The following is a 25,724-nucleotide window of genomic DNA, read 5'->3' on the forward strand; positions in this document are numbered from 1 at the left end:
CTGGGAGGGCCTGTTCCTTCCTGACACAACAGACACCGTCCGCGGAAGACTGGCCCCCGGCCCCTTCCGCAGGCGGGAGGGGAGTTGAAGGCGTGATCAAGAAAATCCTGGTCGCCAATCGCGGCGAGATCGCATGCCGCGTGATGCGCACCGCCAAGAAAATGGGCATCAAGACGGTCGCGGTCTATTCCGATGCCGACGCGCGCAGCCCGCACGTGCTGATGGCCGATGAGTCCGTTCGCCTCGGGCCCGCGCCGGCCAGCGAGAGCTATCTCAAGGCCGAGCTGATCCTGTTGGCCGCGAAGGAAACCGGCGCGGACGCGATCCATCCCGGCTATGGCTTCCTGTCGGAGCGCGAGAGCTTCGCCAAGGCCTGTGCCGAGGCGGGTATCGCTTTCGTCGGCCCGCCGCCAGGCGCGATCGCCGCGATGGGCGACAAGATCGAGTCGAAGAAGCTGGCCAAGGCGGCCGGCGTGAACGTCGTGCCGGGCTTCGTCGGCGTGATCGAGGATACCGAGCATGCCGTGCGGATCGCCGGCGAGATCGGCTATCCGGTGATGATGAAGGCATCGGCCGGCGGCGGCGGCAAGGGCATGCGCCTGGCCTATTCCGAACAGGACGTCCGCGACGGGTTCGAGGCGACCAAGCGCGAGGGGTTGGCGAGCTTCGGCGACGACCGCGTCTTCATCGAGAAATTCATCGAGAGCCCGCGCCATATCGAGATCCAGGTGCTGGGCGACCAGCAGGGCAATATCGTCTATCTGGGCGAGCGCGAATGCTCGATCCAGCGCCGCCACCAGAAGGTGGTCGAGGAAGCCCCGTCGCCCTTCGTCACGCCCGAGATGCGCAAGGCGATGGGCGAGCAGGCGGTCGCGCTTGCCCGTGCCGTCGGCTATTACAGCGCGGGTACGGTCGAGCTGATCGTGTCGGGCGCCGACACCACCGGCCAGGGCTTCTATTTCCTCGAGATGAACACCCGGCTCCAGGTCGAGCATCCGGTGACCGAGGCGATCACCGGGCTCGACCTGGTCGAGCAGATGATCCGCATCGCATCGGGCGAGTCCTTGGGCTTCACCCAGGACGAGGTGACGCTGACCGGCTGGGCGATCGAGAACCGCGTCTATGCCGAGGATCCCTATCGCGGGTTCCTGCCTTCGACCGGGCGACTGACCCGCTATCACCCGCCGCACGAGACGGTGCCGGGCAGCGCGGGCGCCGAGGCGCATGGTTCGTGCTGCGGTCCCGCCCCCGAGCCGCAGGGCAGCGGCTATGTCCGCGTCGATGACGGCGTCCGCGAGGGCGGCGAGGTGTCGATGTTCTACGACCCGATGATCGCCAAGCTGATCACCTATGGCGCCACGCGCGACGAGGCCGCCGACCTGGCGGTGCAGGCGCTCGACCGGTTCCAGCTGGAGGGCGTCGGCAACAACATCGATTTCCTGTCGGCGATCATGCAGCATCCGCGCTTCCGCGCCGGCGAACTGACCACCGGCTTCATCGCCGAGGAACATCCCGACGGCTTTACCGGCGCGCCGCTGGCGCCCGAACTGTCGGCGAAGCTGGCCGGTGTCGCCGCGATCGTGGCGTCGGTCCAGGCGACCTGGGCCGGCAGCATCAGCGGCCAGCTGAGCGCGCGTCCCGAAGTGTCGAACCGCTGGACGGTGACGCTGGCCGGCAACACGCATGACGTGGTGATCGACCAGATCATGGTGGTGGTCGACAACCGGGCGATGAACATCCAGCTCCAGTATCTGCCGGGCCACCCGCTGATCGAGGCGACGATCGACGGCGAGCCGCTGTCGGTGAAGGTCGCACGGTATCGCGGCCACTGGACCTTCACCGCGCGCGGGGCGGCGCATATCGTGCGCGCCTATCCGCCGCGCATCGCCACGCTGGCGCGGCACATGATCGAGAAGGTCCCGCCCGACATGTCGCGCTTCCTGCTGGCGCCGATGCCGGGGCTGCTGACCCAGCTCCATGTCCAGCCCGGCGACCGGGTGGAAGCGGGCCAGCCGCTGGCGGTGGTCGAGGCGATGAAGATGGAGAATATCCTGCGCGCCGAAAAGGCGGCGACGGTGAAGGCTGCCAATTTCGCACCCGGCGACAGTCTGGCGGTTGACGCCGCGATCCTCGAGTTCGAATGATCGCGGCATGAAGCTCGCACTCCCGCTCGCCGCGCTGGCGCTCGCCCTGTCCGCAACCGCCGCCCAGGCCCAGGACGAGGAGGGCGAGCCCGCCTCGCCGCTGGCGCAGGACACCGCCTGGCACAACAAGCAGCAGCTGGCGCTCGCCAGCCTGAAGGCGGCGGACGGCTGGGCCCCGCTGGAGGGCAATATCCGCTGGCGGCGCGTGGCCGGCAACGGCAGCGGCCGGCACCCCAAGGTGACCGACACCGTCACGCTCCATTATGCCGGTACGCTGACCACCGGCGCCGAGTTCGACAGCAGCTGGACCCGCGGCGAACCCGCGACCTTCCCGCTGAACCAACTCGTCCAAGGCTGGCAGATCGCCGTGCCGATGGCCGGGGTGGGCGACACGATCGAGATCGCGATCCCCTCCGACTATGCCTATGGCCCGGTCGGCCGCGGCCCGATTCCGCCCAACGCGACCTTGTTCTTCAAGGTGCAGTTGATCTCGATCGACACGCCGGCAGGTTGAGGCTTCCCCTTTCCTCCCCAGGATGCTGCGCATCCGGGGGAGGGGAGGCCTTGACCTCGCCCGTTACCCCTCGTCCCGCGCCGCCTTCAGCGCTGCCGCCAGCGACGTCGTGCCGCTCCCGCGCCGCGCCGGTTTCGGCTGTGACGGGTCGGGTGCCCAGCCGGTGAGGTAGACGATCTCGAACCGCTCCGGCACGCGGCCGTCGGGATCGGCATTCGCCGCGAAAGCCTCGGCCGCGCGCAGCAGCGCACCCCGCGTCAATGGCCGTGCGCCCGGGAGCAAATTGGTTGCCGCCATCCCGCGCAGATCCTTCAACAGGCTCCAGATGCTCGAATAGCGTACCGTCAGCGTCTCGGTGTCCGCCACCTGCAGCGTGAAGCCGGCACGGCCGAGAAGGTCGCCGGCGGAGCGCACGTCGATCTGCGGGTGGAAGCGCGCGACAGGCTCTGCCGCCAGGAAGGCGGCCTTCAGCGTCGCCAGGCTGCCCGCCCCGGCAAAGGCCCCCAGGAACAGCCCGTCGGGCTTCAGCGCGCGGCGGATCAGCGCCAGCGTGCCGGGGACGTCGTTGATCGTATCGAGGACGCCCGCCGAGACGACCAGGTCGAAGCTCGCCTCCGGGAAGGGATGCAGATCCTCGTCGGCATGCACCGCGCCCGATTGCCGAGCAAATGCCGCCCCGGCATCCAGCCGGGTGATCGTCGCGCCGGGCAGGGTGAAGGCGCCGTCGAAGCTGCCCAGGTCGAGCACGTCGCGAAACTCGCGTTTCACATGGGCCAGTCGATCATGGATGCCGTCCAGCATCTCGTCGCGCAGGAAGGCGTGGTCGCGGTACAGGGTCGCGGCGCGGTCGCGGCGCTTGCGGCGCAGCGCGCGGTCGAAAATCTCGGCGGATTGGGAGTCGGACACGTGGCGCTTGTGCAGCGATGCGCGCTGGGGAACAAGTCGTGCGTGCGCCTCTCGGCTTCCCTTGCCGCGCTCGTCGCCCATGCGCTGCCGCCGCGCTGTCCCGGCTGCGGCGACGTGACGGTGGCCGATCATCGTTTCTGTGCCGCCTGCTGGTCCAGCCTGCGATTCCTCGGGCCGCCCTGGTGTGCCGGGTGCCAGCGCCCGTTCGATCATGATCGCGGTGCAGGTGCGCGGTGCGGCGAGTGCCTGGCCGATCCGCCGCCGCATGACGGGGTGCGCGCCGCCGTCGCCTACGGCGATGTCGCGCGGCACGTCGCGCTGCGCCTGAAATATGGCGGGCGCACCGGTCATGCCGGGACGATGGCGCGCGCGATGGTCCGACTGATGCCCGAGGATGCCGACCTGCTCGTCCCGGTACCGCTGCATCGCTGGCGCATCTGGGGCAGGGGGTTCAACCAGGCGGCGCTGATCGCTTCGCATCTGTCTCGCGCGACTGGCGTGCGTGTCGATCCGCACCTGTTGCTGCGCCCCAAATCGACCCCGGTGCTGCGCGGGCTGGGGCCGAAGGGGCGCGCAAAGGCGGTGGCAGGCGCCTTCGCGCTGGTCGGCGATGCGCGCGAGCGGCTGGCGGGGAAGCACATCGTGCTGGTCGATGACGTCCATACCAGCGGTGCGACCTCGCGCGCCTGTGCGAAGCTGCTCAAGCGGAATGGCGCGGCATCGGTGATCCTTCTGTGCTGGGCGCGCGTTCTGCATGAGGAGGCCGATTGACAAGCGGCCGTGGCGGCATCACCTCGGAGGAACGATGGCTAAGGTTGAAATCTACACCCGCGCATTTTGCGGCTATTGCGCCCGCGCGGTCTCGCTGCTCGACGGCAAGGGTGTCGAGTATCAGGAATATGACCTCACGATGGGCGGTCCGCAGCGCGCGGAGATGGTCCAGCGCGCGAATGGCCGGAACACCTTCCCGCAGATCTTTATCGACGACCGGCATATCGGCGGGTGCGACGATCTGGTCGCGCTGGAGCGTGCGGGCAAGCTGGATGCGCTGCTGAACGGATGAGCGGTCGCGCTGCCCTGTTGCAGATGACGAGCGGGATCGATCCGCTCGCCAATGCCCGCACGATCGTCGACGCCGTCGCCCGGGCGAAGGATGGCGGCGCGGCGATGCTGTTCACGCCGGAAATGTCTGGCCTGCTCGACGGCAATCGCGACCGCGCCGCGGGATCGCTGCGCCACGAGGGCGACGATCCGGTGCTGGCGGCGGCACGTGAGGCTGCGGCGAAACACGGGCTGTGGCTCCATCTCGGCAGCCTCGCGATCCTGCGCGAGGACGGCACGCTGGCCAATCGCGGCTTCGTGATCGACGATGCCGGGGAGATCCGCGCGCGCTACGACAAGATGCACCTGTTCGATGTCGACCTGCCCACCGGCGAGAGCTGGCGGGAATCGAACAGCTATACCGCCGGCGAGCGGCCGGTGACGGTCGCCACGCCGCTGGGCGTGCTTGGGCTCGCCATCTGCTATGACCTGCGTTTCCCCGACCTGTTCCGCACGCTGAGCGATGCGGGTGCGACGATTCTCGCTTTGCCCGCCGCCTTCACCCGGCCGACCGGCGCGGCGCACTGGCACGTGCTGCTGCGCGCCCGCGCGATCGAGGCGGCAGCATTCGTGATCGCCGCGGCGCAGACCGGCGAGCATGAGGATGGCCGCACGACCTATGGCCACAGCCTGGCGATCAATCCCTGGGGCGAGATGCTGCTCGACATGGGCGAGGCCGCCGGGCTCGGCTTTGCCGAGATCGACCAGGCGCGCGTCGAGGACGCCCGCACCCGCGTGCCCGTGCTGCGCCACCGCCGCGCGATCCCCCCGGTCGAGGCGCGATGATCGTCTTCGACCTGAAGTGCGGGACGGGTCATGTGTTCGAGGCGTGGTTCGGATCGAGCGCTGCCTATGAGGACCAGCGCAGCCGCGGCCTGCTCGCCTGCCCGATGTGCGGTAGTGGGGAGGTGGCCAAGGCGGTGATGGCCCCGAACGTCGCCGCCAAGGGCAACCAGCGCAGCGCCCCCGCGGTGCCCGCACTCCAGCCGCAACCCGGTCAGCCGCCCGCGACCGCCGATGCGCCGCCCAGCCCGGAAATGGTCAAGGCCGCGCTCGCGACACTGGCGCAGCTTCAGGCGAAGATGCTCGAACAGTCGCAATGGGTCGGCGGCAACTTCGCCACCCGCGCCCGCGCGATGCACGCAGGCGAGGAAGACCACGCTCCGATCCACGGCCAGGCGACGCCCGAACAGGCCCGTGAACTGATCGAAGACGGCATCGAGATCGCGGCTTTGCCGTTCCCGGTGATCCCGCCCGAGGCGAGCAATTAGGGAGGAACTGGCGACGGCGGAGCCGGTCGCCTCGAGTTGGCGTCCCCGAGAGGATTCGAACCTCCGACCTGCGGTTTAGGAAACCGTTGCTCTATCCTGCTGAGCTACGGGGACGTGGGCGGGTTCGTAAGCGGCGGCGGGGCGAGGGTCAATCGGCGATGCGCACGACTGGAAATGTGTCTCGGGTCTCAACGTAAATCAGAGCTCCAACTTCGCCCCCAGCACTGATCTCAGATGCACCCGTCCGGCCCGGTGCCGCCGCCATAGCCCTCGGGCAGGGGCAGGCCGACCTCGGCCTCCAGCGCCTTGTCGGCATGGCAATAGAGGCGCTTCGCCTTGAGCTCGGTCACGCGGGCGAACTCGTAGGGCGTGCCGATGCCGCCGTCGTTGCGGACCAGCGCGTAGATAATGATGCTGGTCGGTGCGGGATCGGGGACGGCGTCGCGGATGGCGCGGGTCGCGACCAGTGCGAAGGTGGTTGCTTTGCCCTGATGCATCCCGCGGGCGAAGCGGACCGAGGTGATCACGTCCTCGCCGGTATGCGGGCTGTCGGTGAAACGGTCCTTGTCGCCCACCGCCGCGACCGATCCGTCGACCGTGACGGTGTAGATGTTATAGCCCCAGGCATTGCCATTCTCGCGGTGATCGATGCGGATCGTCCCGGCCTTGCCGTCGCCGGCGATGTCCGCGATGCGGTTCTCGCCGCCCTTGACCGCGACCGGCTTGAGGTCGCGCCATTCCGGACCCATGGACGGGGTGGTCAGCATCAGGGCAGCGGCAAGGAGTTTGAGCATCGTGAGTCGTCCGGCAAGGAGGGGTGGCGAATCTGCGCCTGAGCGAGGCGGCAGGCAATTGGTCGTCGGGCGTAAATGCGGCGGATCGAGGTTGGTTGCGATGCTGCTGATCGGCGCCGCAGCGCTTGCCGGATGCTCGGCGCCGAAGCCCGATCCTCGCCGCGAGCGGCTGGGCTCCAACCCGACCGAGGCAGCGTTGCGGCAGGCGGCGGATGCGCGGGTCGGCTCGCAGAAGTTCGGCCGCTGCGCGCAATGCCATACGATCGAGCCCGGGGCAGGGCACCGCGCCGGGCCGAACCTGACCGGCGTGATGGGCGCGCCGGTCGCGGGCGACGGCAGCTATGGCTATACCGCCGCACTGCGCTCGGTCGGGGGAAGCTGGACGTGGGAGGCGATGAACGCCTGGCTGACCTCGCCCCAGCGTTTCGCGCCGGGCAACAAGATGGCCTATCCCGGCGTCACCGATCCGCTGGATCGCGCCGACCTGATCGCGTTTCTGGAAGAGAATTCGAAGCCGGGGCGCTAGCCGCGCGGCCGGCGGCTCTCGCGAATGGCGGTGCCGACCAGCGCGCGGGTCGACAGCAGGATGCCCGACACCAGGGCAGCGATCGCCAGCAGCCCGACAGGCGAGACCCGCACCGAAGCCTTCATCACCCGGCCGGCGCCCAGTTCGAGCGAAGCGTCCTGAGGCTGGGTCAGGATGTCCAGCGCGGTCGGCCGCGACGGACGGGGCGAGGGATCGCCCGCCGCCGCGCCGATGGCGTCAGCGCCAGCCAAGGGCAGGCGCGACATGGGTGAGGATGCTCTCGATCACATGGGCGTTATACTCGACGCCCAGCTGGTTGGGAACCGTGAGCAGCAGCGTGTCCGCCTCGGCGATCGCCTCGTCCGCGCGCAGCTCCTCGATCAGCTTGTCGGGCTCGTTGGCATACGAACGGCCGAACACGGCGCGCATATTGTCGATGACGCCGATCTGATCGCTGCCCTCGCCGCGGCCGAAATACATGCGGTCGCGGTCGTTCATCAGCGCGAAGATCGAGCGCGAGACCGAAACGCGCGGCGTGCGCGCATGTCCGGCCGCGGTCCAAGCCTCGCGATAGGCGCGGATCTGCTTGGCCTGCTGGACATGGAACGGCTCGCCGCTCTCGTCCGCCTTCAGCGTCGAGCTTTGCAGGTTCATGCCCATCTGCGCCGCCCACACTGCGGTGGCGTTGGACGACGAGCCCCACCAGATCCGGTCTCGCAGGCCCGGAGAATGCGGCTCGAGCCGCAACAGCCCCGGCGGGTTGGGGAACATCGGTCGCGGATTGGGCTGGGCAAAACCTTCACCCTTCAGCAGTTCGAGGAACACTTCGGCATGGCGGCGCCCCATATCGGCGTCGCTCTGGCCCTCGGCCGGGGCATAGCCGAAATGGCGCCAGCCCTCCATCACCTGTTCGGGCGAGCCGCGGCTGATGCCCAGCTGAAGCCGCCCGCCGCCGATCAGGTCAGCCGATCCGGCATCCTCGACCATGTAGAAGGGGTTCTCGTACCGCATGTCGATCACGCCGGTGCCGATCTCGATCCGGCTGGTCTTCGCGCCGACCGCCGCGAGCAGCGGGAAGGGGGAGGCAAGCTGCTGCGCGAAATGATGCACGCGGTAATAGGCGCCGTCGGCACCCAGTTCCTCGGCCGCAACCGCCAGGTCGATCGACTGGAGCAGCACGTCGCTGGCCGAGCGCGTCGCCGACTGGGACGAGGCGGACCAATGGCCGAAGGAGAGGAATCCGATCTTCTTCATATGCTGCATCCCGATCACTGCGTTGCGACCGATCTGGCGAGGCGCTCGCCGGGCCGCAAGGCGCGGGACGGAATTGCAGCGTTTCCGTCCGCGCGCAGGCTCAGGCGGTCCAGCCGGCCAGGTCGGGCTGCTCGCCGATCAGCGCCAGGCCATGCGCAATTGAGGTCAGCTCGCCGCCGGTCGCGATCCGATCGCTGCCGAAGCGCCGCTCGAAGATCGCGCGGATCGCCGGGATCAGCGACGATCCGCCGGTCATGAACACGCGGTCGATATCGCCGGCGGCAACGCCCGCGCGGGCGAGCGCTGCGTCCATCGCCGCCTCGATCCGGCGCAGGTCCTCGGCGATCCACTGTTCGAAGTCGCTTCGCGGCACCTCCGCCGCGATCTCGACCCCGCCGCCCGAGAAGCGGAACTCGGCCGCCTCGGCGCCCGACAGCGCGCGCTTCAGCCGCCCGACCGCGTCGTACAGCGGAAACCCCTGTTCATGCTCGATCAGCGCGATCATCCGCCCGATCGGCTCCGGATCGACTGCCTCACGCTGCAGCTTGCGCAGCTCGTCCAGCGTGCGGCGGTTGCGCATCAGCGCCAGGCGCGACCAATCGGCGAACTCGACGAAATAACCGCCGGGGATCGGCAACAGCTTGCCGAACGAGCGATAGTCGCCCCCCTTGCCCAGCATCGGCAGGACGAGGTGATCGACGATCCGCTGGTCGAACCGGTCGCCGGCTATGCCGATGCCGGCCGAGGCGAGCGGGATGCAGCGCCGCTCCGCGCCCGGCTCTGCCACGCGCACGACCGAGAAGTCGGTGGTGCCGCCGCCGAAATCGGCGACCAGGATCGTCGCGGGATCGGTCAGGCGCGAGGCATAGCTGAACGCCGCGCCGAGCGGTTCATAGACATAGTGGAGCTCGACCCCGAACCCGTCGAGCATCGCGTCATAGCGCTGGCGGGCCAGCGCCGGATCGGGCCGCGCGCCGGCATATTCGACCGGGCGGCCGACGATCACCCGTCGCGGCCGTCCGTCCAGCGCGCCGCCCGAATGCGCCACCAGCTTCTGGAGGAACAGCCGGCCGAGATCCTCGAATCGAAACGGCTTGCCGAAGATCTGCGCGCGCTCGAACAACGGGCTGGCGGCCACGGTCTTGAACGACTGGACGAAGCGGCTGTCGAGCGGCGACTGGAGGAATTCGGAGATCGCCCAGGGCCCCGCCTCGTGCGCGATGCCGTTCCAGCCGCGCTCCTCTTCCCAGAAGCACAGTGCGGTGCGGAAGACCGCGCCGGTCGCCTCGTCGCCGGCGAACTCGACCAGCTGCGACGCGCCTGCGCCGTCGGCGATCGCCGCGACGGTGTTCGTAGTGCCGAAGTCGAGCCCCAGCGCGCCCGTGTCGCTGTTCACGACGAGTCTCCCATATCGGTTTGGCGGGTCCCGCGCGCGAAGGGCGCCGACGGGGCGGGGCCTATGGCAGTGTCGGCCACGAACGGCAAGCGCGGATGCCCTGTCCGGTTCCTGCGGCGCGCGTCGTCTTCTCCGGTACCGGGCCGCCGGGTGCGGCTCGAACTCGGAGACCCTGCCATGTCGATCAACCGCATCTTTCCCGCCGCCGCCCTTGCCGTGCTGGCCTTCGCGGCATCCCCCGCGGCAGCCCAGGTCGTCGTGATCGGCGGCAAGTCCAGCATCGGCGCCGATGCCGCGTCGGGCGTGCCGATCCGCATCGTCTCCGCCAATTCGGGCGGCGTGCGCGTCTCGATCGATACCGATCCCGATGTCGCGCTCGTCTGCGACAACAAGGAACCGAAGACGACCTGTCACGCCTATGTGAAGAAGGGGTCGGTGATCCGCGTGGCGCTTCGCCGTCCGACCGGTCCGCGGGTGATGCCGGGCCAGGGTGCGGCGCCGCAGCCATCGCAATGGGCCTATGATTGTATCGGCACCACCGGGCCCGACTGCACGGTCACGATGGACCGGGTGCGCACGGTGTTCGTAGATTGGTCGGCTGGCGCGCGGCGGCATCAGTGAGAAAAGGGCAAAGAATCAGTGTCTTAAAATCCTCTCCCGGAGGGAGAGGGGGACCAGCCGCAGGCTGGTGGAGAGGGAGTAGCCCCAACGAGGACCTTCGCGCGTGGAAACTCCCTCTCCACCGCTTCGCGGTCCCCCTCTCCCTCCGGGAGAGGATTGTTTATATTGATCAATTGCCTGTCGTCGATCACTCGCCCTTCGCCATCGCCCCCAGCGTCACATAATCGATCTTCCCCGTGCCCAGCACCGGCAGCGCGGCGACTGGGCGGATGTCGCGCGGCACTGCCAGTTCCGCCACGCCGTTCGCGCGAGCCCAGGCCTGGAGCTCGGCGAGCCTGGGGTCGGCGCGGGTGGTGAACAGCACCAGCTGCTCGCCCTTGCGCGGGTCGGCGCGGGTGACAACTGCGTGTTCGGCCTCAGGCCAGACCGCGCTTGCATAGCCCTCGACCGCGGGCAGCGAGATCATCTCGCCGCCGATCTTGGCGAAGCGCTTGGCGCGGCCGCGGATCGTGACGAAGCCGTCGGCGTCGATCGTGACGATGTCGCCGCTGTCATGCCATCCGCGCTCGGGCGGCTGGATCTGGCCGGGCCGGTCGGCCTTCATGTATCCGGCCATGATGTTCGGCCCGCGGATCGACAGCTTGCCGCCCTCGTCAATGCCGGGCACCGGATCCAGCCGCGCCTCGATCCCCGGCAACAGCCGGCCGACGCTGCCCGCCTTGTAGTGCATCGGCGTGTTCACCGCGATCACCGGTGCCGCCTCGGTCGCGCCATAGCCTTCGAAGATGCGCAGCCCGAACTTCTCGTTCCAGGTCCGCCGCGTCTCGTCGCGCACCCGCTCGGCACCGGCGAAGATGTAGCGCAGCGCATAGAAGTCGTAGCTGTGCGCCATCCGCGCATAGCCCGACAGGAAGGTGTCGGTGCCGAACAGGATCGTCGCGTTCGCGTCATAGGCGAGCGCGGGCACGATCCGGTAGTGGAGCGGGTTGGGATAGAGCAAAGTGCGGATGCCGCTCAGCACCGGGAGCAAGGTGCCGCCCGTCAGCCCGAAGCTGTGGAACACCGGCAGCGCGTTCAGCACCAGGTCGGACGAGTTGAAGTCGACCCGCGCCGACAGCTGCGCACAGTTGGACAGGAGGTTGCGGTGGGTCAGCACCACGCCCTTGGGCAGCCCTTCCGATCCGCTGGTGAACAGGATCACCGCCGGGCTGTCGGCAGTGATACGGCGGCGGCGATGGAGTCGCCCCGCGACGATCGTCTTGAGCAATGCGGACAGCTTGGCCCGCTTGCCGAGCGCGCCCGCCAGATCCTCGAGATAGAGGAAGCTGCGGCCATCCGCCTCCAGCCCGGCGACGATCGGCTCCAGCTTCCCCTGTTCGATAAAGGCGCGGGCGGTCACGATCGTGCGCACATCCGCCGCCAGGCAGGCGGCCTTCAGATTGGCGAGACCGGCGGTGTAGTTCAGCATCGCCGGTACCCGCCCGATCGCCTGCAGCGCGAAGAAGCTGACGACCGTCCCCGTCACATTGGGCAGAAAGAGCCCGATCGCCTCGCCCGGTTTCGACCGCGCCTCGAACACGCGGCCCAGCGCGATGCTGCCGGCCAGCAGCTTGCGATAGCCGATCGGCTGGCGCTTGATATCCTCGACCACCAGCGCCTTGCCGCCATGCACGTCGCGCGCATCGATCAGCGCCTGGAACAGCGTCCGGTTGGTGTCGGACGTGTCGAAGATCATGCCGCTCATCTCGTCATAGAGGCGGCGGCCGGCGATGCCGCGGCGGGCGCGGGCGGTCATCTCGCCCTCGATCTGGAACCGGCGCGGCGGCAGGATGGTCAGGTCGATCCGAGGAAAGGTACGCAGCCGGACCTTGCCGCGCAGGCGCGAAAAGGGGGTGAACTGTGCGCCGTCGATCCGTACCGGGATGATCGGCGCATCGGCCTTGTCGGCGACCATGCCGGGACCGTCGAAGATCTTCATCAGCGCGCCGGTGACGGTGATGCGGCCCTCGGGGAAGATCACCAGCGTGTTGCCTTCCTTGACCGCGCGGACCATTGCCTTGGTCGACATCGGGTTGGTCGGATCGACCGGAAAGGCGCGGAACAGCTTCAGCGCCGGCTGGATCCACCATTTCTTGGTGACCGCCGTATGCACCGCAAACAGCGGCTTGCCCGGTAGAAACACCGCGAGCAGCAGTCCGTCGATCCACGACACATGATTGACCACGACGACGGCGCGCTGGCCGGGCTTCGGCATATTCTCCGCGCCATGGACGTCGATCCGGTAGATGGCGGCCAGCAGCGTGCGCAGCGTTGCCTTGATCACCGTCTCGGGCAGCAGCCAGCACGAGATCAGCGCCACCGCCAGTGTCGCGAAGCCCATCGTGCCGACGATGCCGGGGATCGACGCGCCTGCGGCCAGCATGGCGGTCGCCACCGCGACCAGAAGCACCATGACCGCCGCGTTGACGATGTTGTTCGCCGCGATCACGCGTGAGCGCTCCTCGGGCGGGCTCTGCGTCTGGAGGATCGAATAGAGCGGCACGACGAACATGCCGCCCGCGACCGCCATGCCGGCCAGGTCGATGACGATGCGCCAGCTGCCCGACGTCTGCAGGAATTCCGGGATCGATGCGTGCGGCGTGACGATCACGAAGCCCGATGTCGACAGCCACAGGTCGATCATGAAGAGCGCCATCGCCAGCGCCGCCGCAGGGACGTAGCGCGCGGAGACCTCGCCCTTCAGCAGCCGGTTGACCAGCACCGACCCCGCCGCGATCGAGACCGAAAAGACGATAAGGAAGAAGGTGACCAGATCCTCGCGTCCTCCCAGATTGCCTGACACCAGGGGCAGGAACTCGGACACCAGCACTGCGCCGACCGCGAAGAACCAGCTGATCCCCAGGATCGACAGCCACACGCCGCGCCCCTGGTGCCCGGCGCGCAGCACCGCCCAGGTGCTGACGAACGGATTGCGCGTGATCTGGACCTTGGCGATCGGCGGGGCAGGGGGAACGAACAGGCTGACGGCGAAGCCCAGCATTGCCAGCACGGTGGCGATCAGGCCCGCTTCCCAGGGCGGCACGATCCCCGCGAGCAACTGCCCGCCCAGGATCGCGAGGAAGGTACCCGCCTCGATCAGGCCGGTGCCGCCGACGATCTCGTCCTTGTTCAGATGTTGCGGCAGGATCGAATATTTGACCGGCCCGAACAGCGTCGAATGGCAGCCCATCAGGAACAAGGCGAGCAGCAGCAGCGGGATCGACTGGGTCCACAGACCTGCCAGACCGATTGCCATGAAGCCTACCTCGGCGGCTTTGACGGCGCGGACCAGCCAGGCCTTGTCCCAGGCATCGGCAACTTCGCCGGCCAGCGCCGAAAACAGGAAATAGGGGGCGATGAAGATGCCGGTCGCGATCACCGCCAGCATCGCCGACTCCTGCGGCGCATTGGCGTAGATGGTGAAGTTCGCCAGGAACAGCATGGCATATTTCAGCGCATTGTCGTTGAACGCCCCCAGGAACTGGACGACGAACAACGGGCCGAACCGCCGGCGGCTCAGCAGCGAGAAATCGGGTGCGGACATTCTGTGTTCCCCTTGGGCCGTTCAGGCCGTTGCGCCCGTGACCTGCCGAGCCTTCAGCTCGCACAGGAAACCATGCAGCACTTCGGTGGACAAACCGTGAAGCATCAGCCGGAATCCGGCGCGCAATGTCGAGAATGGCACCAGCGGGTGGCGATTGCTGATCATCGCCAGATGCTTGTCTTCGCCGGTCAGCCGCGCCGCGTACAGCCCGATCGTCTCGTCGAGCTGCAGCGAATTGGACGCTCGCCAGAAATCGCGATCGGTCAGCAGCATGGCATAGGCAGGCGTATAGAGCTCGATCGCGGTCTGCAGGTCGATGACGTTCAGCCGTCCCTCAGGCAGCGGCGCGATGTCGAGATCCTCGGTGATCGCCGAGAAATCGAGCGTCTCGACCCGGCCCAGCGTCGTGCCGCGCCGTTCCATCTCCTGGTTCAGCTGAATCAGGAAGTTATAGATGTTGAGGTCGTGCTTCAGGAACAGGTTGTCGCGGACGTCGTCGACCGTGCGCGGCCGCATCGGCTCCAGCGCAGGGTGGAATCCCGGCGTCGCATTGTCGGAGATGAAGCGCAGGATCTGCGCGCCCAGATGGAAGTGGCGCAGGATCAGCCGGTTGGCATCGGGCGTCAGGAAACGGCGCATGCCGAACGCGATGCTGCGGTGGAGCAGCTTCGGCGCGTGCGGCCAGCGCGGGCTCACCGTGTGGACCAGCTGCGCGACGATGATCATGATGCGCGCCAGAGGACGGACGATCGGCAACAGGAACTGCCGGCTGCGCGAGGTCTGGTCGCGGATCAGCGCCGCCTTGGCCTCGCGGTCGAAGGGAAGCGACCGGTCGAGCAGCAGCGCCAGCGCGGGATCGGGATCGCTCGGGTCATAGGCCTCAGACATTGTCGAGCTCCTCGAGTTGCAACCGGTACAGCCGCGCCACGATCCGCGCATGGCGCACGATATCGTCTGCCACCGCTTCGTCATCGCTGATCGCGAGTTCCAGCGCATGGTCGAACATCTCCAGATGATCGCCGTCATTCGCGCCGTGATAGGCGAGGAAGCTGACCGCATCGTCCCCCAGGCCGAGCTGATGCTTGATCGCCTCGGACCAGGGCAGAGCCAGCCGCTCGCCGAGCCCCTCGATCACGAACATCGCACCCAGCATGCCCAGCGGATCGGGCCGGGACGCCGCCTGGTACATGAAGGCCGACAGCGCCTCGGACCCGATATTCTTGCGTGCCGACCGGATCTCCTCGGCATTGCCGCCGGCCGCGACATAATTGTCCTCCAGCAGGCGATAGTCGCGATGTTCGGCCACCGCATGGCGCACGAACAGCGATCGCAACTCCTCATGGTCGGGGCCGAGATTGGATGCGGCGCGGCTGATCCAGCGGCTGCCCTCGACCACCTGCTGGCGCAGATTGCGCAGCAGCGCGCGATAATCCTCGGCGCGCAGCTTGCCGCCGGTCAGCCGGGCGATGACCGGCACTTGGACGAGCGCGCTCTCGAAATCGATCCAGGCCTGGGCGAGCCCGCGATTGGCGCGCTGGACGAGTGCGTTCATTGGGCTTCTCCCACCACGGTCATTGCGGCATAGGCCATGATGCACTGGCCGCTCTCCGGAACCGCGCACAGGATGCGCTGCCCGGCCTTCAATTGTCCCGATCGCATCAGGTCGTCGATCATCAGGAAGATCGCGGCCGCGCCGACATTGCCCTTGTCATAGATGTTGGTGAACCAGCGTTCCTCGGGGATCATCACCCCCGCGCGCGTCGCCAGCTTCACCATCTCCTCGCGTAGGCTGTGCGCGGAGAAATGGCACAGGAACCAGTCGACCTCGTCGGGCACGACCTTGCCCTCGTCGACCAGCCGCATCAACTCGCCCAGCCAGACCGGCAGCATCCGGTGCAGCGCCTCGACATCCTGGCGCAGCTGGAACGCGCCCGCTGCGGCGGGGTCGGGATGCAGGCTCCACGGCGTCAGGCTGCCGTCCGCCTCGCGCACCGCGCCGCCGGTCATGCACGGAGCAAAACGATCCGCAAACGAGCGCAGCGAGATCCAGTCGATCCGCAGCGACAGGCCGCGCTCGGCCGGGCGATCCTCGATCAGCAGGCCGGCGGCCCCGTCGCTCAGCGTCCAGCGCAGGAACTCCGCGTCGCCGGGCAGCGTGTCATTGTCGCCGACCGTCGCGGTGCCGCGATAATGATGCGGCCGGAAATAACGGCTGGAGAATTCGGCACCGACGACGATCGCCGCCCGATGTTCCTCCGCCGCCACCTGCAGCGCCGCGGCCTTCAGCGCCATCATCGAACTGGCGCATACGCTTTGCAGGCTGGCGACCTCGATCGGGGGCAGACCGCTTTCGGCATGGACGCCGCTGGCGAGGCCGGGAACCAGCATGTCGTTCTGCGTCGTGGCGCTCGCCAGGAACCCAATCCGGCGCGCGTCGATTTCCGCATCGGCGATCAGGCTGCGCACCGCCTGACCCGCCAGCTTCGCGACTGTCCAGTCGCTGCTGCCGTCGGGGCGGATCGCGTAGTGACGGCTGCGGATACGGTTTTGGCGCAATGTCAGCCGGCCTAGCCGCTCGGCCTGGGGAGAGAGGCGGCCGATATAGTCGGCCATCTCGTCGTTACTCACCGGATCGCCGGGCAGGCATTGCGCCGTGGCGGTCACATAAACGGGACGCATCAAACTCCTCCGTTCGACTTCAGGTGATCTGCCATAAACGCTGGATGGCAGAAAAATGATCAATGTTCAATAAAATAATTACGCAGTGATCAATTATCTTTCGGGAACGGTGCGGTTGCGGCAGTGTCACATTGCGCTAGGACGGTCGGGCCGTCGGTACGGATGCCTCGCAGGCGCCGTCGGCCGGAAGCGCGATCCGCGCATGCCACTTGCGAAGGGCGGAGCAGCAGATGACCGACCGGCTCCGTCAGGCTCATGAAACGCTGTCCACCGGGGCCCGCTTCTTCGCGACATGGCTTTCGCCATCCACTGCCACGCCGGGGCAGGGCGGCGTCGCGCACGAATATCGGTCCCGGGCCATCGGCAATGGTTTGCGCGAACTCGATCGCTTTCTCAACGTCTTGCTCGACGAAGTTGCGCAGCGTCACGGGCTGGGGCGTGCGATCCTCGGGCGCGGCACGGCGCGGCGCCTGCGCGGATTACGCGCGCTGCTCGGCGTGGCGGACGGCGACCATGACCGGCTCGTGGCACTCGGCCGTTCGCGCGCCTGCCTGTTCCATTGCAGCGGGACGGTGCGCAGCGGCGATCGCCGCGACCTGGCAACGATGACGCTTGGCTGGCCGGACGGGGTCGCGGGCACGCCGCCGCGCCGCGTGCCGCTTGGCGTTCGCGTCTCGCTGGGGCGCGGCGACATCGAAAGCATTGCCAAATTCTACACCGGAATCGGCGATGAATTGATGCAGCTGGCGCCACGTCCAGCGCGGGGCGAAAACAGGATTTCGGCCTGAACTTTTCGACCCGTTCGGTCGCCCTGAATGAAGCGTTCCTGGCACTCGATTTGCGTTTTAGCTGCCCGTCCGGCATAAAGAGCCGGCTACAGTCGCAATCAGAACGGTCTTTCGGTGCTTTGCGGCTCCTTTTTTCCTTCTCCTGGCCTCCGCAGCGCGAGGCACGCCGGCATCCGGCGCGCCGACAATGGAAGGATTATCCTATGAGCATCGAAGGCACCGTAAAGTTTTTCAACGCGACCAAGGGCTATGGCTTCATTGCCCCCGATTCCGGCGGTCAGGACGCGTTCGTCCACATCAGTGCGGTCGAGCGTGCCGGCCTGGCGACGTTGAACCAGGATCAGCGCGTCAGCTACGAGCTGGAAACCGATCGTCGCGGCAAGACCAGCGCGGTCAACCTCCAGTCGATCTGACCCATCGGGACGGGGCGCGGTGCGCCCCGTCGCCGACCGGCGGCGCTCGCCTGTGACAGCGCCGCCTCGTTCTACCGACGCGAGGAACCCCATGGCCCAGCAGCATCTGATCTATCGCGAGAATGCGGCCCGCGCCCGCGCCGATGCCGATGCGGCGACGCTCGCGAATGTCCGCGATCGGTGCCTCCGCGCCGAAGCTGCCTGGCTCGACATGGCCACCCGCTACAAACGCGTTGAGACCGCCCGCGGCGAGCGTGAACGCGGTGGCAATCCCGGCCTGGGCGGAACCGAGTAATTACTTCCGCAATCGCATTGTTGCTGCTCGTCGCCCTTGGCTTCGGGGCCGCGCTGACTCTCGGTGCCGTCCTTCACCGCCGGCGGACCGAGCGGCTGTCGCGCTGTCGTCAGGCCGCCTCGCGGACCCGCATCGGCTTCCCCTGGCATCGACCATAATCGGGCGGCGGAACAGCTCATATCCCGATCGGTTCAGAGGCGAAGCGATGGGAGCAGTTTCGCAATGCCACGGCCCTTTACCTCCGACGACAAGGTTCACGCGCAGGACGCGGTTCCCGGCCATCCCGATCATGACTTCGCGCTGATCCTCAGCGGCGGCAACGCGCTGGGCGCCTATCAGGCCGGGCCTATCAGGCGCTCGAGGCGAGGGGATTCGCGCCCGGCCGGGTCGCCGGCGCCTCCGCGGGGGCGATCAACGGGGCGATCATCTGCGGCAATCCGCGCGAGCACCGGCTCGATCGCCTGCGCAATCTCTGGTCTCCATCACGCATCGGAGCGGATGGCTTGCCCGGCGCGCTCGACGAGGCGCGCCGTACCGGATCGGCGACCTGGGCCTTCGTCACCGGGCAGCCAGACCTGTTCGTGCCGCGCAACCTGTTCGGTCCGTGGTGGAACCCGTTCGGCAATCCCGAACCTGCCAGCCTCTACGACGCCAGCCCGCTGGGAAGGACGCTCGAACGGCTGGTCGATTTCGACCTGCTCAATCGCGGTTCGCCCCGCTACGCCGCGACCGCGGTGGATATCGAGACGGGCGAGGATGTCGTATTCGACACCGCAACGCACCGGATCGGTCCCGACCATATTCGCGCCAGCAGCGCGCTGCTCCCCGCCTTTTCTCCAGTCGAAGTCGACGGGCGCTTGCTGGGCGATGCGGGAATATCCGCCAACCTCCCGCTCGACTCGGTGCTGGGCGGGCAGTTGCCGCGGCCGCTGCTGTGCATCGCGGTCGACCTGCTGCCGCTGAACGGCCCGCGACCATGCAGCCTGGGCGAGACGATGCTGCGGATGCAGGACCTGATGTTCGCGACGCAGAGCCGCCGCGCACTGGCAGCATGGCAGGCGATCTTCGACGAGCGCGTCCGCAATGGATCGACGGCCTCGGTCACGCTTCTGCACCTCGCCTATCGCGATCACTCGCGCGAGGTCAGTGGCAAGGCGTTCGACTTCTCCCCCGACTCCGCCGCCGCGCGATAGCAGGCGGGGCAGGTCGATATGGACGCGGCGCTCGATGCGCTGAGGGCAGGGGACGTCACGCTCGGCCAACCGGGCCTCACTCTGTACCGCCAGTCGCCGGCAGGAGTCCTTGAGCGTGTCGCCGACGCGCTCGCGCCGGTCGCTGCCTAGTCGGTCAGCGTCTGATCGACCACGGGGCGGTCCGCCGTCCCGGCATTCTCCACGGCACCGGCCATGCGTCGCGCGATCACCGCGCAGGCGATCAGCTGGATCTGGTGGAACAGCATCACCGGCAACAGGATCGCGCCGACCTGCGCCGCGGGGAACAGCACGCCCGCCATCGGCACGCCCGACGCCAGGCTCTTCTTTGATCCGCAGAACAGCAGCACGATCGCATCCTCGCGCGAGAAGCCGAGCATCCGCCCCAGCAGCCAGGTGACTGCCAGCACCACCACCAGCAACATGGTGCACAGCAGCAGGATCAGCGCCAGCGTCTCCCCCGACACGCGGCTCCACAATCCCTCGACTACCGCCGCGCTGAATGCGGTATAGACCACCAGCAGGATCGATCCGCGATCGACACTGCTCACCAGCGTGCGGTGCCGACCGACAAGGCCGCCGATCCACGGGCGCAGCAGATGCCCCGAGACGAACGGCAGCAACAGCTGGAGCGCGATCGTCTCGACCGCTTCGATCGACACGCCCGCCTGGCCGGCAAGTCCGGACATCAGCAGCGCGACCAGCGCCGGCGTGATGACGATGCCGATCAGATTGGAAAAGGACGCGCTGCATACCGCGGCCGCGACATTGCCGCGCGCGATCGCGGTGAAGGCGATCGACGATTGCACCGTAGACGGCAGCAGCGTCAGGAACAACAGGCCAGCTGCGGTCGGCCCGGTGACGAACGGCAGCGAGACCAGGCCTAGGCCCAGCAGCGGAAAGAGGACGAAGGTCGTCACCACCACCGCCAGGTGCAGCCGCCAGTTGCTCGCCCCCTTCACGATCTCTTCGCGTGACAGCTTGGCACCGTGGAGGAAGAACAGCAGCACGATCGCAGCGGTGGTGATCGCATCGGCCAGCGGCACCAGCGACCCGCGCACCGGCAGCACGCTCGCCAGCACGACGGTGCCGAGCAGTGCGAGGACAAAGGGTTCGAACAGCGAGAGCCGGGAACGCGGCATGATGCGCGATGCGCTGACGCAGAACGGAGGTGGCGGCAAGTGGAAAGGGGCGACCGGACATCGTCCGGCCGCCCCGCCCCCCGGGTTCAGGATCAGTTCTGCTTGGTGCCGGTAATCTGGGTCGATCCCTGGCACCGTGTGTTGCCCGGTCCGACATAGCTCCAGAAGGACGTGCCGAAGAGTTGCGAACTGTTCGGGATCTGGATGCTCAGCGACTCCGTCGTCTCGCCGGGGCCGTCCTTATAGGTGCCGCTGATCGACGTCTTCAGCCCGGCGGGATCGTCCTTGCTCCCCATGGTGAAGTTCAGCGTCGTTCCGTCGAAGCTCGTCGTATACTGGGTATCGGAAATCTTCGCGAGCGTCGCCGTGAAGGTGTTGTTCTCGTTCGGGCACAGGCCGGGCTGTGACTGGCTCGACGTCGTCGAGATGCTGTTGATCGACCAGCTTCCCTCGAACTGGCGGTTGATCGTGAACAGCACGGTCGCGGTGCGCGAGGCACCGTTGGTGTTCCGGGCCCGGAACTTCAGCTGATCGCTACCGAAATACTGGCCGGATGGGGTGTAGCGCAGCAGTCCGTCGATGCCGATCGTCGCGGTGCCGTGCGCCGGTGCCTGGACCATCTCGATGCTCTCCGCCCCGCGAATCTGGAGCTGCGAGCTGAGCGCCTTGCCCTGGATCGTGGTGACCGCCGCATCCTCAGCTTCGGGCAGCTTGATCACCAAAGTACCGCTCAGCGGAATGAGCTCGTTGCCGCGGCTCAGCGTGAAGTTGAAGTCGATATTCTCCGACGGCGGGTCGCCGATATAGGAGAAGACCAGCGAGATCACCTCGCCCGAGCCGCCCTTCGCCCCGACGATGTTCGGGTTGGACACGCTCTCGAGGCTCACTTCGGACGCCGGCACGAAGCGGGTCTTTTCCATCGCGAAATTGGCCATCGCGACCGAAAGCCCTTCGGGCACATAGGGAAGCTGTGCCACCAGATCGCTCAGTTGCTTGAACGCGCTTTGGACGCGCGACGCGACCGATTCATTCACCCGCTCGGTTTCGCGCAGACGGAAGTTCTTCGACTTCTTGTTCTCGAAGCCGAAGCTGCTTGCGGTCGTGACCGCGCTGGCCAGCGTCCGTGCCTGACCGCTTGCGTCGCTGCTGACCATCTCGAATTGGCGCTCGTCGATACAGGTGTCGACGAGGTTCGTTACCGCGGCCTTTGCTCGTTCGATCGCATAGGCAGCCTGGACGAACAGGGCTAGACCGGCCAGCTTGGTCACCGTCGCCTCTGGAATGGTGATCAGCGCGAGCCCGGTAATCAGCCGGACCCCCGCCAGATCCTTGGCAAGGACGAATTCGACCATCGACGCGTTGCATGCCTGCTCGTTGAATCGCGCGGTTGCCATCCGGGCGGATGACGGGGCCGGGCTGTTGCTCACCAGCATCTGCGCAAGCGCCGTGACGTCGCCCGCGGCCATCGTCGGGACCTGCGCCAGGGCAGCGGTCAGTTGATCGCGATAGCCTTGATAGATGTTGCGCTGGTTCGGCGTCATGCGCGTGCCTTCGTCCGCCACCAGCGCATCGATCGCTGCTACCGCCTGGGTCAGCTGGGTCGTCACGACCCCGCGCGGGTCGGCGACGGTCGGCGCCGCTGTGATGGTCAGCGTGGTGCTGTAGCGCTTGTCGCCGACCTGCACGGTGAGCAGGTGGTTGCCCGCCGGCAGATCGGTTGGAATGACGAAGTTCAGCGTGCTGGCCGAGCCGCGATAGACCGTGATCGAGCGGTTCCCGAGCGTTCCCGTGTAGCTGGGGGCGATCAGCGACAGATTTTCCACCGTGAAGGCACCGAATTCGCCCGGTGCCATCGTCGATGCATTGGCCAGCGCGACAGTGGTCACGGTCTTCTTCACGGTGATCGTCGTGGTGCCGGTGCCGCTGTTGCCCGACTTGTCGGCAGCTGTGCCGGTGCAGGTGATCGTCGTATCGGTCGTCACGCTGGTCGTCACCAGCAGCGTTCCGGTCAGCGTGCCGCCATTGCAGCTGAGCGTCACCGGCACCGATCCGTCCACGGCATCGGTCGCGGTCGCGGTGATCGCGACCGTCTCGCCGCCCTCCACGCTGGCCGAGGACGGCGTCAGCGTGATCGTCGGCGGCGTCGAGTCCTTGGCGACGACGCTTCCCCCGGAATCGCTTCCCCCCGAACAGGCGGCCAGCGCGTACAGGCTGGCAAACAACGGTATCGTGCGACGCATGTGATGAACCCCCTGAACCGGCCGGCGGTCCTCCCGCCGACCCGAAGTTGCGGGGACGCGCTGAGCTTCCCCAGATCCCGGAAGGCTGGTGCCTCCCGGCGCGGGCGAGACTGGGCGGGGCAGGGGCGTGCGAATATCCCCATTTGTGGGGTGGTGCGGGCGTGGGTGGGAAAGAGCCGATTCGCGTCCTCCCCGGATGCGCGGCAACTGGAGAACGAACGTCGTCAACGCTGCGATTACGCCCCCGCCAACGTCCCCGCCACCAGCGTCGCATGGGTCATCGCCAGCATCCGGCCAGCGCCCGGTACCTCGACGAATTGCGCCTGCGGCAGCACCGCCTGCCAATAGGCACGTACGTCCGCGGGGTCGTGCAGGCTGTCATGCTCGCCGATCAACACCGTCCAGTCGGCGCAGTCGGATCGCGGGGCGGGGTGGCTGGCGGTCGCCATTGCGACCTGTTCATTGACGTAACCCGCGACCCGTCCGGTCGCGAACATGCGCACTGCACGATAATAATCGTGGCGGATCTGCGGGTCGCGGATCGCCTCGAGATCGGGCGGGCTGCCGACAAAGGACCGTTCCATGATCCGCACCAATCGCGCCGGGGTCAGGTGCGACGCGAGCAGATGGACCATCCGCGCCACCAGTCGCGGATTGCGGTAATAGGCTTCCTTGACCGCACCCAGCGGGCCCCAGCGGCGGCCCTGCTCCTCGGTATGGGGGTCGGGATTGACCAGCACGACCCGGTCGATCAGCCCCGGGGCGGCGTCCGCCAGCGCCAGCACCAGTTGCGCCCCGCCGCGGGCGACCACATCGATCGAGCCGATCTTCAGCTTGCGGCACAGGAGCACGACATCCTCGGCTGCCGTAGCGAACGGATCATGCGCACCCGGTGCCCGGCCGGGGACGGGATCGGACATGCCGAAGCCCGGCCGGTCGATCGCGATCGGGCGCCGGCCGATCGCCTGCAGTGCCGCGACCAGCGCCTTGCTGACAGGTCGCGAGGTCATGCTGCTGTGAACGACCAGCACGGGCTTGCCCGATGCCGGGCCATAATCGCTCCACGCGATGCGCGACCCGTCGGACCGCGGCATCATCCGCAGCGGCTCCGCATGGTCATGCGGCATGGCCACCTGGCCATGCGTCGCCGCGACCGTACAGGACAGCGCCTGCGCCTCGATTACCGCGCGGGCCAGCGCGGCGGCGCTCGACACGCCCAGGCTGCCATAGATGCGGTCCAGTTCCTTCTTCGCGGTCGCGCGCGAGATGCCCAGCCGCTGTGCCGCCACGTCGCGCGACAGGCCCTCGGCGATCAGCGACGCCAGCGCCGCCTGGCGCGGCGACAGCCCCCAGATATCCTCCAGAAGATCGCCCGAGCGGCGCCCCGGCAGCACGCCGAAGGCGAGTGAGGCGAGGCTGGCGACCAGCGCCGGCAGCCGGTCGACCCCGACCCGGCGCATCGCTTCCGACAGCGTTTCGCGCGCGGTATCGTAGGAGATGCCCAATTGCGCCGCCGCGCTCTTGATCGCGCCGGTGCGAATCGTCGCCATCGCGACGCGCGTCTGAAGCCCGCTCAGCCCGAACGTATCGCATGCAGCCTTCAGCGGAGTCGCCCGGCTGCTGGTGATCGTCGCCAGCACGACGACGTGGCCGCTCGTCGCCTGCGCCCGCTCGGCGATATCGGTGGGGAGGATCCACGATGCGGCCTGCGCCGCAGCCCCATAGGCGAAGATCACCGGATCGACACCGCCATCGCCCGCCTCGACCGCGACGGGCGCGACACAGGTCCGGCCGGTACGCAGCACCTTGCCGACCAGTCCAGCGTCGACATGGCGTCCGGCCTTCTCCGCGACGAAGACCGGGCTCGCGGCAACGATTTCGCCGTCCGCGTCGAGCAAGGCCGCGGCGAGGCTATCCGGCCTCAGCAGCGGATAATGGCGCATGTCCTGGGGCAAGAAGCTTTCGGCCAGTTCCCGCTCGATCCGGTCCGACGCGGTTCGTGCGGTCTCGATCATCGCCGCCGGATCGTCGAGCCAGCGGTGCATCGCGTCGTGGAATTCCACGTCGCTCGCATCATCGAATGGGCCGGCGGTCGAACCGACGCTGGGGGAGGTTTGTGCCGAAGTCATGCCAGCAATCCGTGGAAAGAAAAGGACGGCTGGCGTCGATCATGCGACCGGATCACGGCGTCGCGCAACCATGGGCGGCACAAAGCTTACAAAATGCTCATGTTGCGGACACGGGGGCGACAGCGCCGGGGGCTCAAACCTGATCTCACCCCGCAGCGAGCGGGTCAGTTCAAGGAGTATCGAGATGGCTACTTCCCGCAAGATCATCGCCGCCGGCCTTGCCGCCGCAGCGATGCTGACCGGCACCACCGCATTCGCCGCCACCGGCGCTGCCAAGCAGGCCGCGACGCACAAGGTCGCGACGCCGAAGAAGAAGGCCGGCACGACGACGGCGAAGCCCGCTGCCGCCACTCCCGCGAAGCCGGCGGCGAAGAAGACCCACTGATCCCGAAGGCGGGACAGCCACCCGATCCGGATCCTCCCTCCTCCAGGAGGATCCCGGAAACCCCGCTGCCCGATCCCGGTAGCGGCGCGAGACACAGCGCGGTTTTCTCCCCTGGGCCGCCCGTGTTTCGCCACATCAGACGGCCGGTGCGTCCCCTGCGCACCGGCCGTTCCTGTGTCCGGGTCCGTTGCGGCTCGAAACGTGACGCAGAGTTAATCTGCCGGGCAGATCGTGGAAGGGTCCGGGATCGTAGCAGGATGGGGTCGGCCGGCTCATGCGTTCCCGGTCGGCGCCCCCGCAGCGCCCGGTCCTTCCGTCCACCTCGGACCGGG

Annotated in this window: 24 protein-coding genes, 1 tRNA gene and 1 pseudogene; 13 read left to right on the plus strand and 13 right to left on the minus strand. The window is 67.7% G+C overall.

The genetic code is table 11. The annotated features are described in order from the left end of the window. Positions 1-92: 92 nt before the first annotated feature. Both ACZ1H8_RS16870 and ACZ1H8_RS16875 read left to right on the plus strand, forming a co-directional pair. Positions 93-2,144 carry an ATP-binding protein gene (locus ACZ1H8_RS16870; protein ID WP_465178350.1) on the plus strand — a complete coding sequence of 684 codons (2,052 nt, stop codon included), beginning with the start codon at positions 93-95 and terminating at the stop codon, positions 2,142-2,144. Between the two features lie 7 nt (positions 2,145-2,151). Then, the gene (locus tag ACZ1H8_RS16875; protein WP_110149241.1) at positions 2,152-2,658 is read left to right on the plus strand and encodes an FKBP-type peptidyl-prolyl cis-trans isomerase; all 507 of its coding nucleotides are present in this window, start codon (positions 2,152-2,154) and stop codon (positions 2,656-2,658) included. Between the two features lie 63 nt (positions 2,659-2,721). Here ACZ1H8_RS16875 and ACZ1H8_RS16880 read toward each other — a convergent pair whose 3' ends face one another. Further along, on the minus strand, positions 2,722-3,564 hold the full coding sequence (locus ACZ1H8_RS16880) for a methyltransferase domain-containing protein (protein WP_465178352.1): 843 nt from the start codon (positions 3,562-3,564) through the stop codon (positions 2,722-2,724). Between the two features lie 42 nt (positions 3,565-3,606). Here ACZ1H8_RS16880 and ACZ1H8_RS16885 point away from each other — a divergent pair, with 42 nt between their 5' ends. From ACZ1H8_RS16885 to ACZ1H8_RS16900, 4 genes are read left to right on the plus strand one after another with little or no spacing between them, the layout of a single operon-like run. After that, entirely contained in the window at positions 3,607-4,335 is a 729-nt protein-coding gene (locus tag ACZ1H8_RS16885) for a ComF family protein (RefSeq protein WP_465178353.1), read from the plus strand. Positions 4,336-4,369: 34 nt separating this feature from the next. Then, positions 4,370-4,627: a glutaredoxin 3 gene (gene grxC / locus ACZ1H8_RS16890; RefSeq protein WP_110153940.1), complete on the plus strand. Its 258-nt coding sequence runs from the start codon at positions 4,370-4,372 to the stop codon at positions 4,625-4,627. Beyond that, positions 4,624-5,451, plus strand: coding sequence for a carbon-nitrogen hydrolase family protein (locus ACZ1H8_RS16895; RefSeq protein WP_465178355.1), 828 nt, complete (start codon positions 4,624-4,626; stop codon positions 5,449-5,451). The genes grxC and ACZ1H8_RS16895 overlap by 4 nt, the downstream gene beginning before the upstream one ends. Further along, positions 5,448-5,936, plus strand: a complete 489-nt coding sequence (locus tag ACZ1H8_RS16900; RefSeq protein ID WP_465178357.1) for a DUF1178 family protein — start codon at positions 5,448-5,450, stop codon at positions 5,934-5,936. The genes ACZ1H8_RS16895 and ACZ1H8_RS16900 overlap by 4 nt, the downstream gene beginning before the upstream one ends. Positions 5,937-5,973: 37 nt before the next feature. Here ACZ1H8_RS16900 and ACZ1H8_RS16905 read toward each other — a convergent pair. After that, positions 5,974-6,050, minus strand: a tRNA-Arg gene (locus tag ACZ1H8_RS16905). A gap of 116 nt (positions 6,051-6,166) precedes the next feature. After that, positions 6,167-6,730 carry a hypothetical protein gene (locus ACZ1H8_RS16910; protein WP_465178359.1) on the minus strand — a complete coding sequence of 188 codons (564 nt, stop codon included), beginning with the start codon at positions 6,728-6,730 and terminating at the stop codon, positions 6,167-6,169. A 100-nt stretch (positions 6,731-6,830) separates the two neighbouring features. On the opposite strand from ACZ1H8_RS16910, the gene ACZ1H8_RS16915 reads away from it, so the two are divergent. Then, positions 6,831-7,256, plus strand: coding sequence for a c-type cytochrome (locus tag ACZ1H8_RS16915; RefSeq protein WP_465178361.1), 426 nt, complete (start codon positions 6,831-6,833; stop codon positions 7,254-7,256). Here ACZ1H8_RS16915 and ACZ1H8_RS16920 read toward each other — a convergent pair. From ACZ1H8_RS16920 to ACZ1H8_RS16930, 3 genes are all read right to left on the minus strand, one after another. Beyond that, positions 7,253-7,507 carry a hypothetical protein gene (locus ACZ1H8_RS16920; RefSeq protein ID WP_465178363.1) on the minus strand — a complete coding sequence of 85 codons (255 nt, stop codon included), beginning with the start codon at positions 7,505-7,507 and terminating at the stop codon, positions 7,253-7,255. The two genes, ACZ1H8_RS16915 and ACZ1H8_RS16920, sit on opposite strands and share 4 nt — an antisense overlap. Continuing rightward, entirely contained in the window at positions 7,494-8,510 is a 1,017-nt protein-coding gene (locus ACZ1H8_RS16925) for an LLM class flavin-dependent oxidoreductase (protein ID WP_465178365.1), read from the minus strand. The genes ACZ1H8_RS16920 and ACZ1H8_RS16925 overlap by 14 nt, the downstream gene beginning before the upstream one ends. A 100-nt stretch (positions 8,511-8,610) precedes the next feature. Then, the gene (locus ACZ1H8_RS16930; protein WP_465178366.1) at positions 8,611-9,906 is read right to left on the minus strand and encodes an Hsp70 family protein; all 1,296 of its coding nucleotides are present in this window, start codon (positions 9,904-9,906) and stop codon (positions 8,611-8,613) included. 177 nt (positions 9,907-10,083) lie between these two features. On the opposite strand from ACZ1H8_RS16930, the gene ACZ1H8_RS16935 reads away from it, so the two are divergent. After that, complete coding sequence (locus ACZ1H8_RS16935; RefSeq protein ID WP_465178368.1) at positions 10,084-10,527, plus strand: hypothetical protein; 444 nt, start codon at positions 10,084-10,086, stop codon at positions 10,525-10,527. A gap of 187 nt (positions 10,528-10,714) precedes the next feature. Here the strand turns inward: ACZ1H8_RS16935 and ACZ1H8_RS16940 are convergent, their stop codons facing one another. From ACZ1H8_RS16940 to ACZ1H8_RS16955, 4 genes are read right to left on the minus strand one after another with little or no spacing between them, the layout of a single operon-like run. Then, positions 10,715-14,110: an acyl-[ACP]--phospholipid O-acyltransferase gene (locus ACZ1H8_RS16940; RefSeq protein WP_465178369.1), complete on the minus strand. Its 3,396-nt coding sequence runs from the start codon at positions 14,108-14,110 to the stop codon at positions 10,715-10,717. Between the two features lie 21 nt (positions 14,111-14,131). After that, complete coding sequence (locus ACZ1H8_RS16945; protein WP_465178371.1) at positions 14,132-14,998, minus strand: DUF6999 family protein; 867 nt, start codon at positions 14,996-14,998, stop codon at positions 14,132-14,134. Continuing rightward, a complete protein-coding gene (locus tag ACZ1H8_RS16950) occupies positions 14,991-15,662 on the minus strand; it encodes an iron-containing redox enzyme family protein (RefSeq protein WP_465178373.1) in 672 nt (223 codons plus the stop codon). Before ACZ1H8_RS16950 ends, ACZ1H8_RS16945 begins: the two co-directional genes overlap by 8 nt. Next, a complete protein-coding gene (locus ACZ1H8_RS16955) occupies positions 15,659-16,789 on the minus strand; it encodes a 3-oxoacyl-[acyl-carrier-protein] synthase III C-terminal domain-containing protein (protein ID WP_465178374.1) in 1,131 nt (376 codons plus the stop codon). The genes ACZ1H8_RS16950 and ACZ1H8_RS16955 overlap by 4 nt, the downstream gene beginning before the upstream one ends. 230 nt (positions 16,790-17,019) lie before the next feature. Here ACZ1H8_RS16955 and ACZ1H8_RS16960 point away from each other — a divergent pair, with 230 nt between their 5' ends. From ACZ1H8_RS16960 to ACZ1H8_RS16975, 4 genes and pseudogenes are all read left to right on the plus strand, one after another. Then, on the plus strand, positions 17,020-17,577 hold the full coding sequence (locus ACZ1H8_RS16960) for a hypothetical protein (RefSeq protein WP_465178376.1): 558 nt from the start codon (positions 17,020-17,022) through the stop codon (positions 17,575-17,577). A gap of 203 nt (positions 17,578-17,780) precedes the next feature. Next, complete coding sequence (locus tag ACZ1H8_RS16965) at positions 17,781-17,990, plus strand: cold-shock protein (protein ID WP_465178378.1); 210 nt, start codon at positions 17,781-17,783, stop codon at positions 17,988-17,990. Positions 17,991-18,081: 91 nt separating this feature from the next. Continuing rightward, positions 18,082-18,285 carry a hypothetical protein gene (locus tag ACZ1H8_RS16970; protein ID WP_465178380.1) on the plus strand — a complete coding sequence of 68 codons (204 nt, stop codon included), beginning with the start codon at positions 18,082-18,084 and terminating at the stop codon, positions 18,283-18,285. A gap of 392 nt (positions 18,286-18,677) precedes the next feature. Continuing rightward, positions 18,678-19,478: pseudogene (locus ACZ1H8_RS16975) on the plus strand (patatin-like phospholipase family protein); the annotation flags it as partial. Between the two features lie 146 nt (positions 19,479-19,624). On the opposite strand, the gene ACZ1H8_RS16980 reads toward ACZ1H8_RS16975, so the two are convergent. The 3 genes from ACZ1H8_RS16980 to ACZ1H8_RS16990 all read right to left on the minus strand — a co-directional run bounded on the left by ACZ1H8_RS16980 (position 19,625) and on the right by ACZ1H8_RS16990 (position 25,007). Then, positions 19,625-20,638 (minus strand): bile acid:sodium symporter family protein, encoded by a 1,014-nt coding sequence (locus tag ACZ1H8_RS16980; protein WP_465178382.1) that lies wholly within the window; start codon positions 20,636-20,638, stop codon positions 19,625-19,627. Between the two features lie 92 nt (positions 20,639-20,730). Next, positions 20,731-22,878 carry an Ig-like domain-containing protein gene (locus tag ACZ1H8_RS16985; protein WP_465178384.1) on the minus strand — a complete coding sequence of 716 codons (2,148 nt, stop codon included), beginning with the start codon at positions 22,876-22,878 and terminating at the stop codon, positions 20,731-20,733. A gap of 236 nt (positions 22,879-23,114) precedes the next feature. After that, positions 23,115-25,007, minus strand: coding sequence for a bifunctional helix-turn-helix transcriptional regulator/alpha/beta hydrolase (locus ACZ1H8_RS16990; protein ID WP_465178386.1), 1,893 nt, complete (start codon positions 25,005-25,007; stop codon positions 23,115-23,117). Positions 25,008-25,191: 184 nt separating this feature from the next. On the opposite strand from ACZ1H8_RS16990, the gene ACZ1H8_RS16995 reads away from it, so the two are divergent. Further along, positions 25,192-25,392: a hypothetical protein gene (locus ACZ1H8_RS16995; RefSeq protein ID WP_465178388.1), complete on the plus strand. Its 201-nt coding sequence runs from the start codon at positions 25,192-25,194 to the stop codon at positions 25,390-25,392. The last annotated feature ends 332 nt before the right edge of the window (positions 25,393-25,724 follow it).

It is taken from the genome of Sphingomonas sp. BL-S-25, assembly GCF_055521555.1.

What these genes read in the sequence shown, in the direction of transcription:
- ACZ1H8_RS16970 (WP_465178380.1), top strand. Translation starts at nt 18,082, where the DNA reads ATGGCCCAGCAGCATCTGATCTATCGCGAGAATGCGGCCCGCGCCCGC.
- ACZ1H8_RS16950 (WP_465178373.1), bottom strand. Translation starts at nt 15,662, where the DNA reads ATGAACGCACTCGTCCAGCGCGCCAATCGCGGGCTCGCCCAGGCCTGG.
- ACZ1H8_RS16915 (WP_465178361.1), top strand. Translation starts at nt 6,831, where the DNA reads ATGCTGCTGATCGGCGCCGCAGCGCTTGCCGGATGCTCGGCGCCGAAG.
- ACZ1H8_RS16960 (WP_465178376.1), top strand. Translation starts at nt 17,020, where the DNA reads ATGACCGACCGGCTCCGTCAGGCTCATGAAACGCTGTCCACCGGGGCC.
- ACZ1H8_RS16980 (WP_465178382.1), bottom strand. Translation starts at nt 20,638, where the DNA reads ATGCCGCGTTCCCGGCTCTCGCTGTTCGAACCCTTTGTCCTCGCACTG.
- ACZ1H8_RS16940 (WP_465178369.1), bottom strand. Translation starts at nt 14,110, where the DNA reads ATGTCCGCACCCGATTTCTCGCTGCTGAGCCGCCGGCGGTTCGGCCCG.
- ACZ1H8_RS16965 (WP_465178378.1), top strand. Translation starts at nt 17,781, where the DNA reads ATGAGCATCGAAGGCACCGTAAAGTTTTTCAACGCGACCAAGGGCTAT.
- ACZ1H8_RS16910 (WP_465178359.1), bottom strand. Translation starts at nt 6,730, where the DNA reads ATGCTCAAACTCCTTGCCGCTGCCCTGATGCTGACCACCCCGTCCATG.
- ACZ1H8_RS16895 (WP_465178355.1), top strand. Translation starts at nt 4,624, where the DNA reads ATGAGCGGTCGCGCTGCCCTGTTGCAGATGACGAGCGGGATCGATCCG.
- ACZ1H8_RS16925 (WP_465178365.1), bottom strand. Translation starts at nt 8,510, where the DNA reads ATGAAGAAGATCGGATTCCTCTCCTTCGGCCATTGGTCCGCCTCGTCC.
- ACZ1H8_RS16990 (WP_465178386.1), bottom strand. Translation starts at nt 25,007, where the DNA reads ATGACTTCGGCACAAACCTCCCCCAGCGTCGGTTCGACCGCCGGCCCA.
- ACZ1H8_RS16985 (WP_465178384.1), bottom strand. Translation starts at nt 22,878, where the DNA reads ATGCGTCGCACGATACCGTTGTTTGCCAGCCTGTACGCGCTGGCCGCC.
- ACZ1H8_RS16955 (WP_465178374.1), bottom strand. Translation starts at nt 16,789, where the DNA reads ATGCGTCCCGTTTATGTGACCGCCACGGCGCAATGCCTGCCCGGCGAT.
- ACZ1H8_RS16995 (WP_465178388.1), top strand. Translation starts at nt 25,192, where the DNA reads ATGGCTACTTCCCGCAAGATCATCGCCGCCGGCCTTGCCGCCGCAGCG.
- ACZ1H8_RS16945 (WP_465178371.1), bottom strand. Translation starts at nt 14,998, where the DNA reads ATGTCTGAGGCCTATGACCCGAGCGATCCCGATCCCGCGCTGGCGCTG.
- grxC (WP_110153940.1), top strand. Translation starts at nt 4,370, where the DNA reads ATGGCTAAGGTTGAAATCTACACCCGCGCATTTTGCGGCTATTGCGCC.
- ACZ1H8_RS16900 (WP_465178357.1), top strand. Translation starts at nt 5,448, where the DNA reads ATGATCGTCTTCGACCTGAAGTGCGGGACGGGTCATGTGTTCGAGGCG.
- ACZ1H8_RS16935 (WP_465178368.1), top strand. Translation starts at nt 10,084, where the DNA reads ATGTCGATCAACCGCATCTTTCCCGCCGCCGCCCTTGCCGTGCTGGCC.
- ACZ1H8_RS16875 (WP_110149241.1), top strand. Translation starts at nt 2,152, where the DNA reads ATGAAGCTCGCACTCCCGCTCGCCGCGCTGGCGCTCGCCCTGTCCGCA.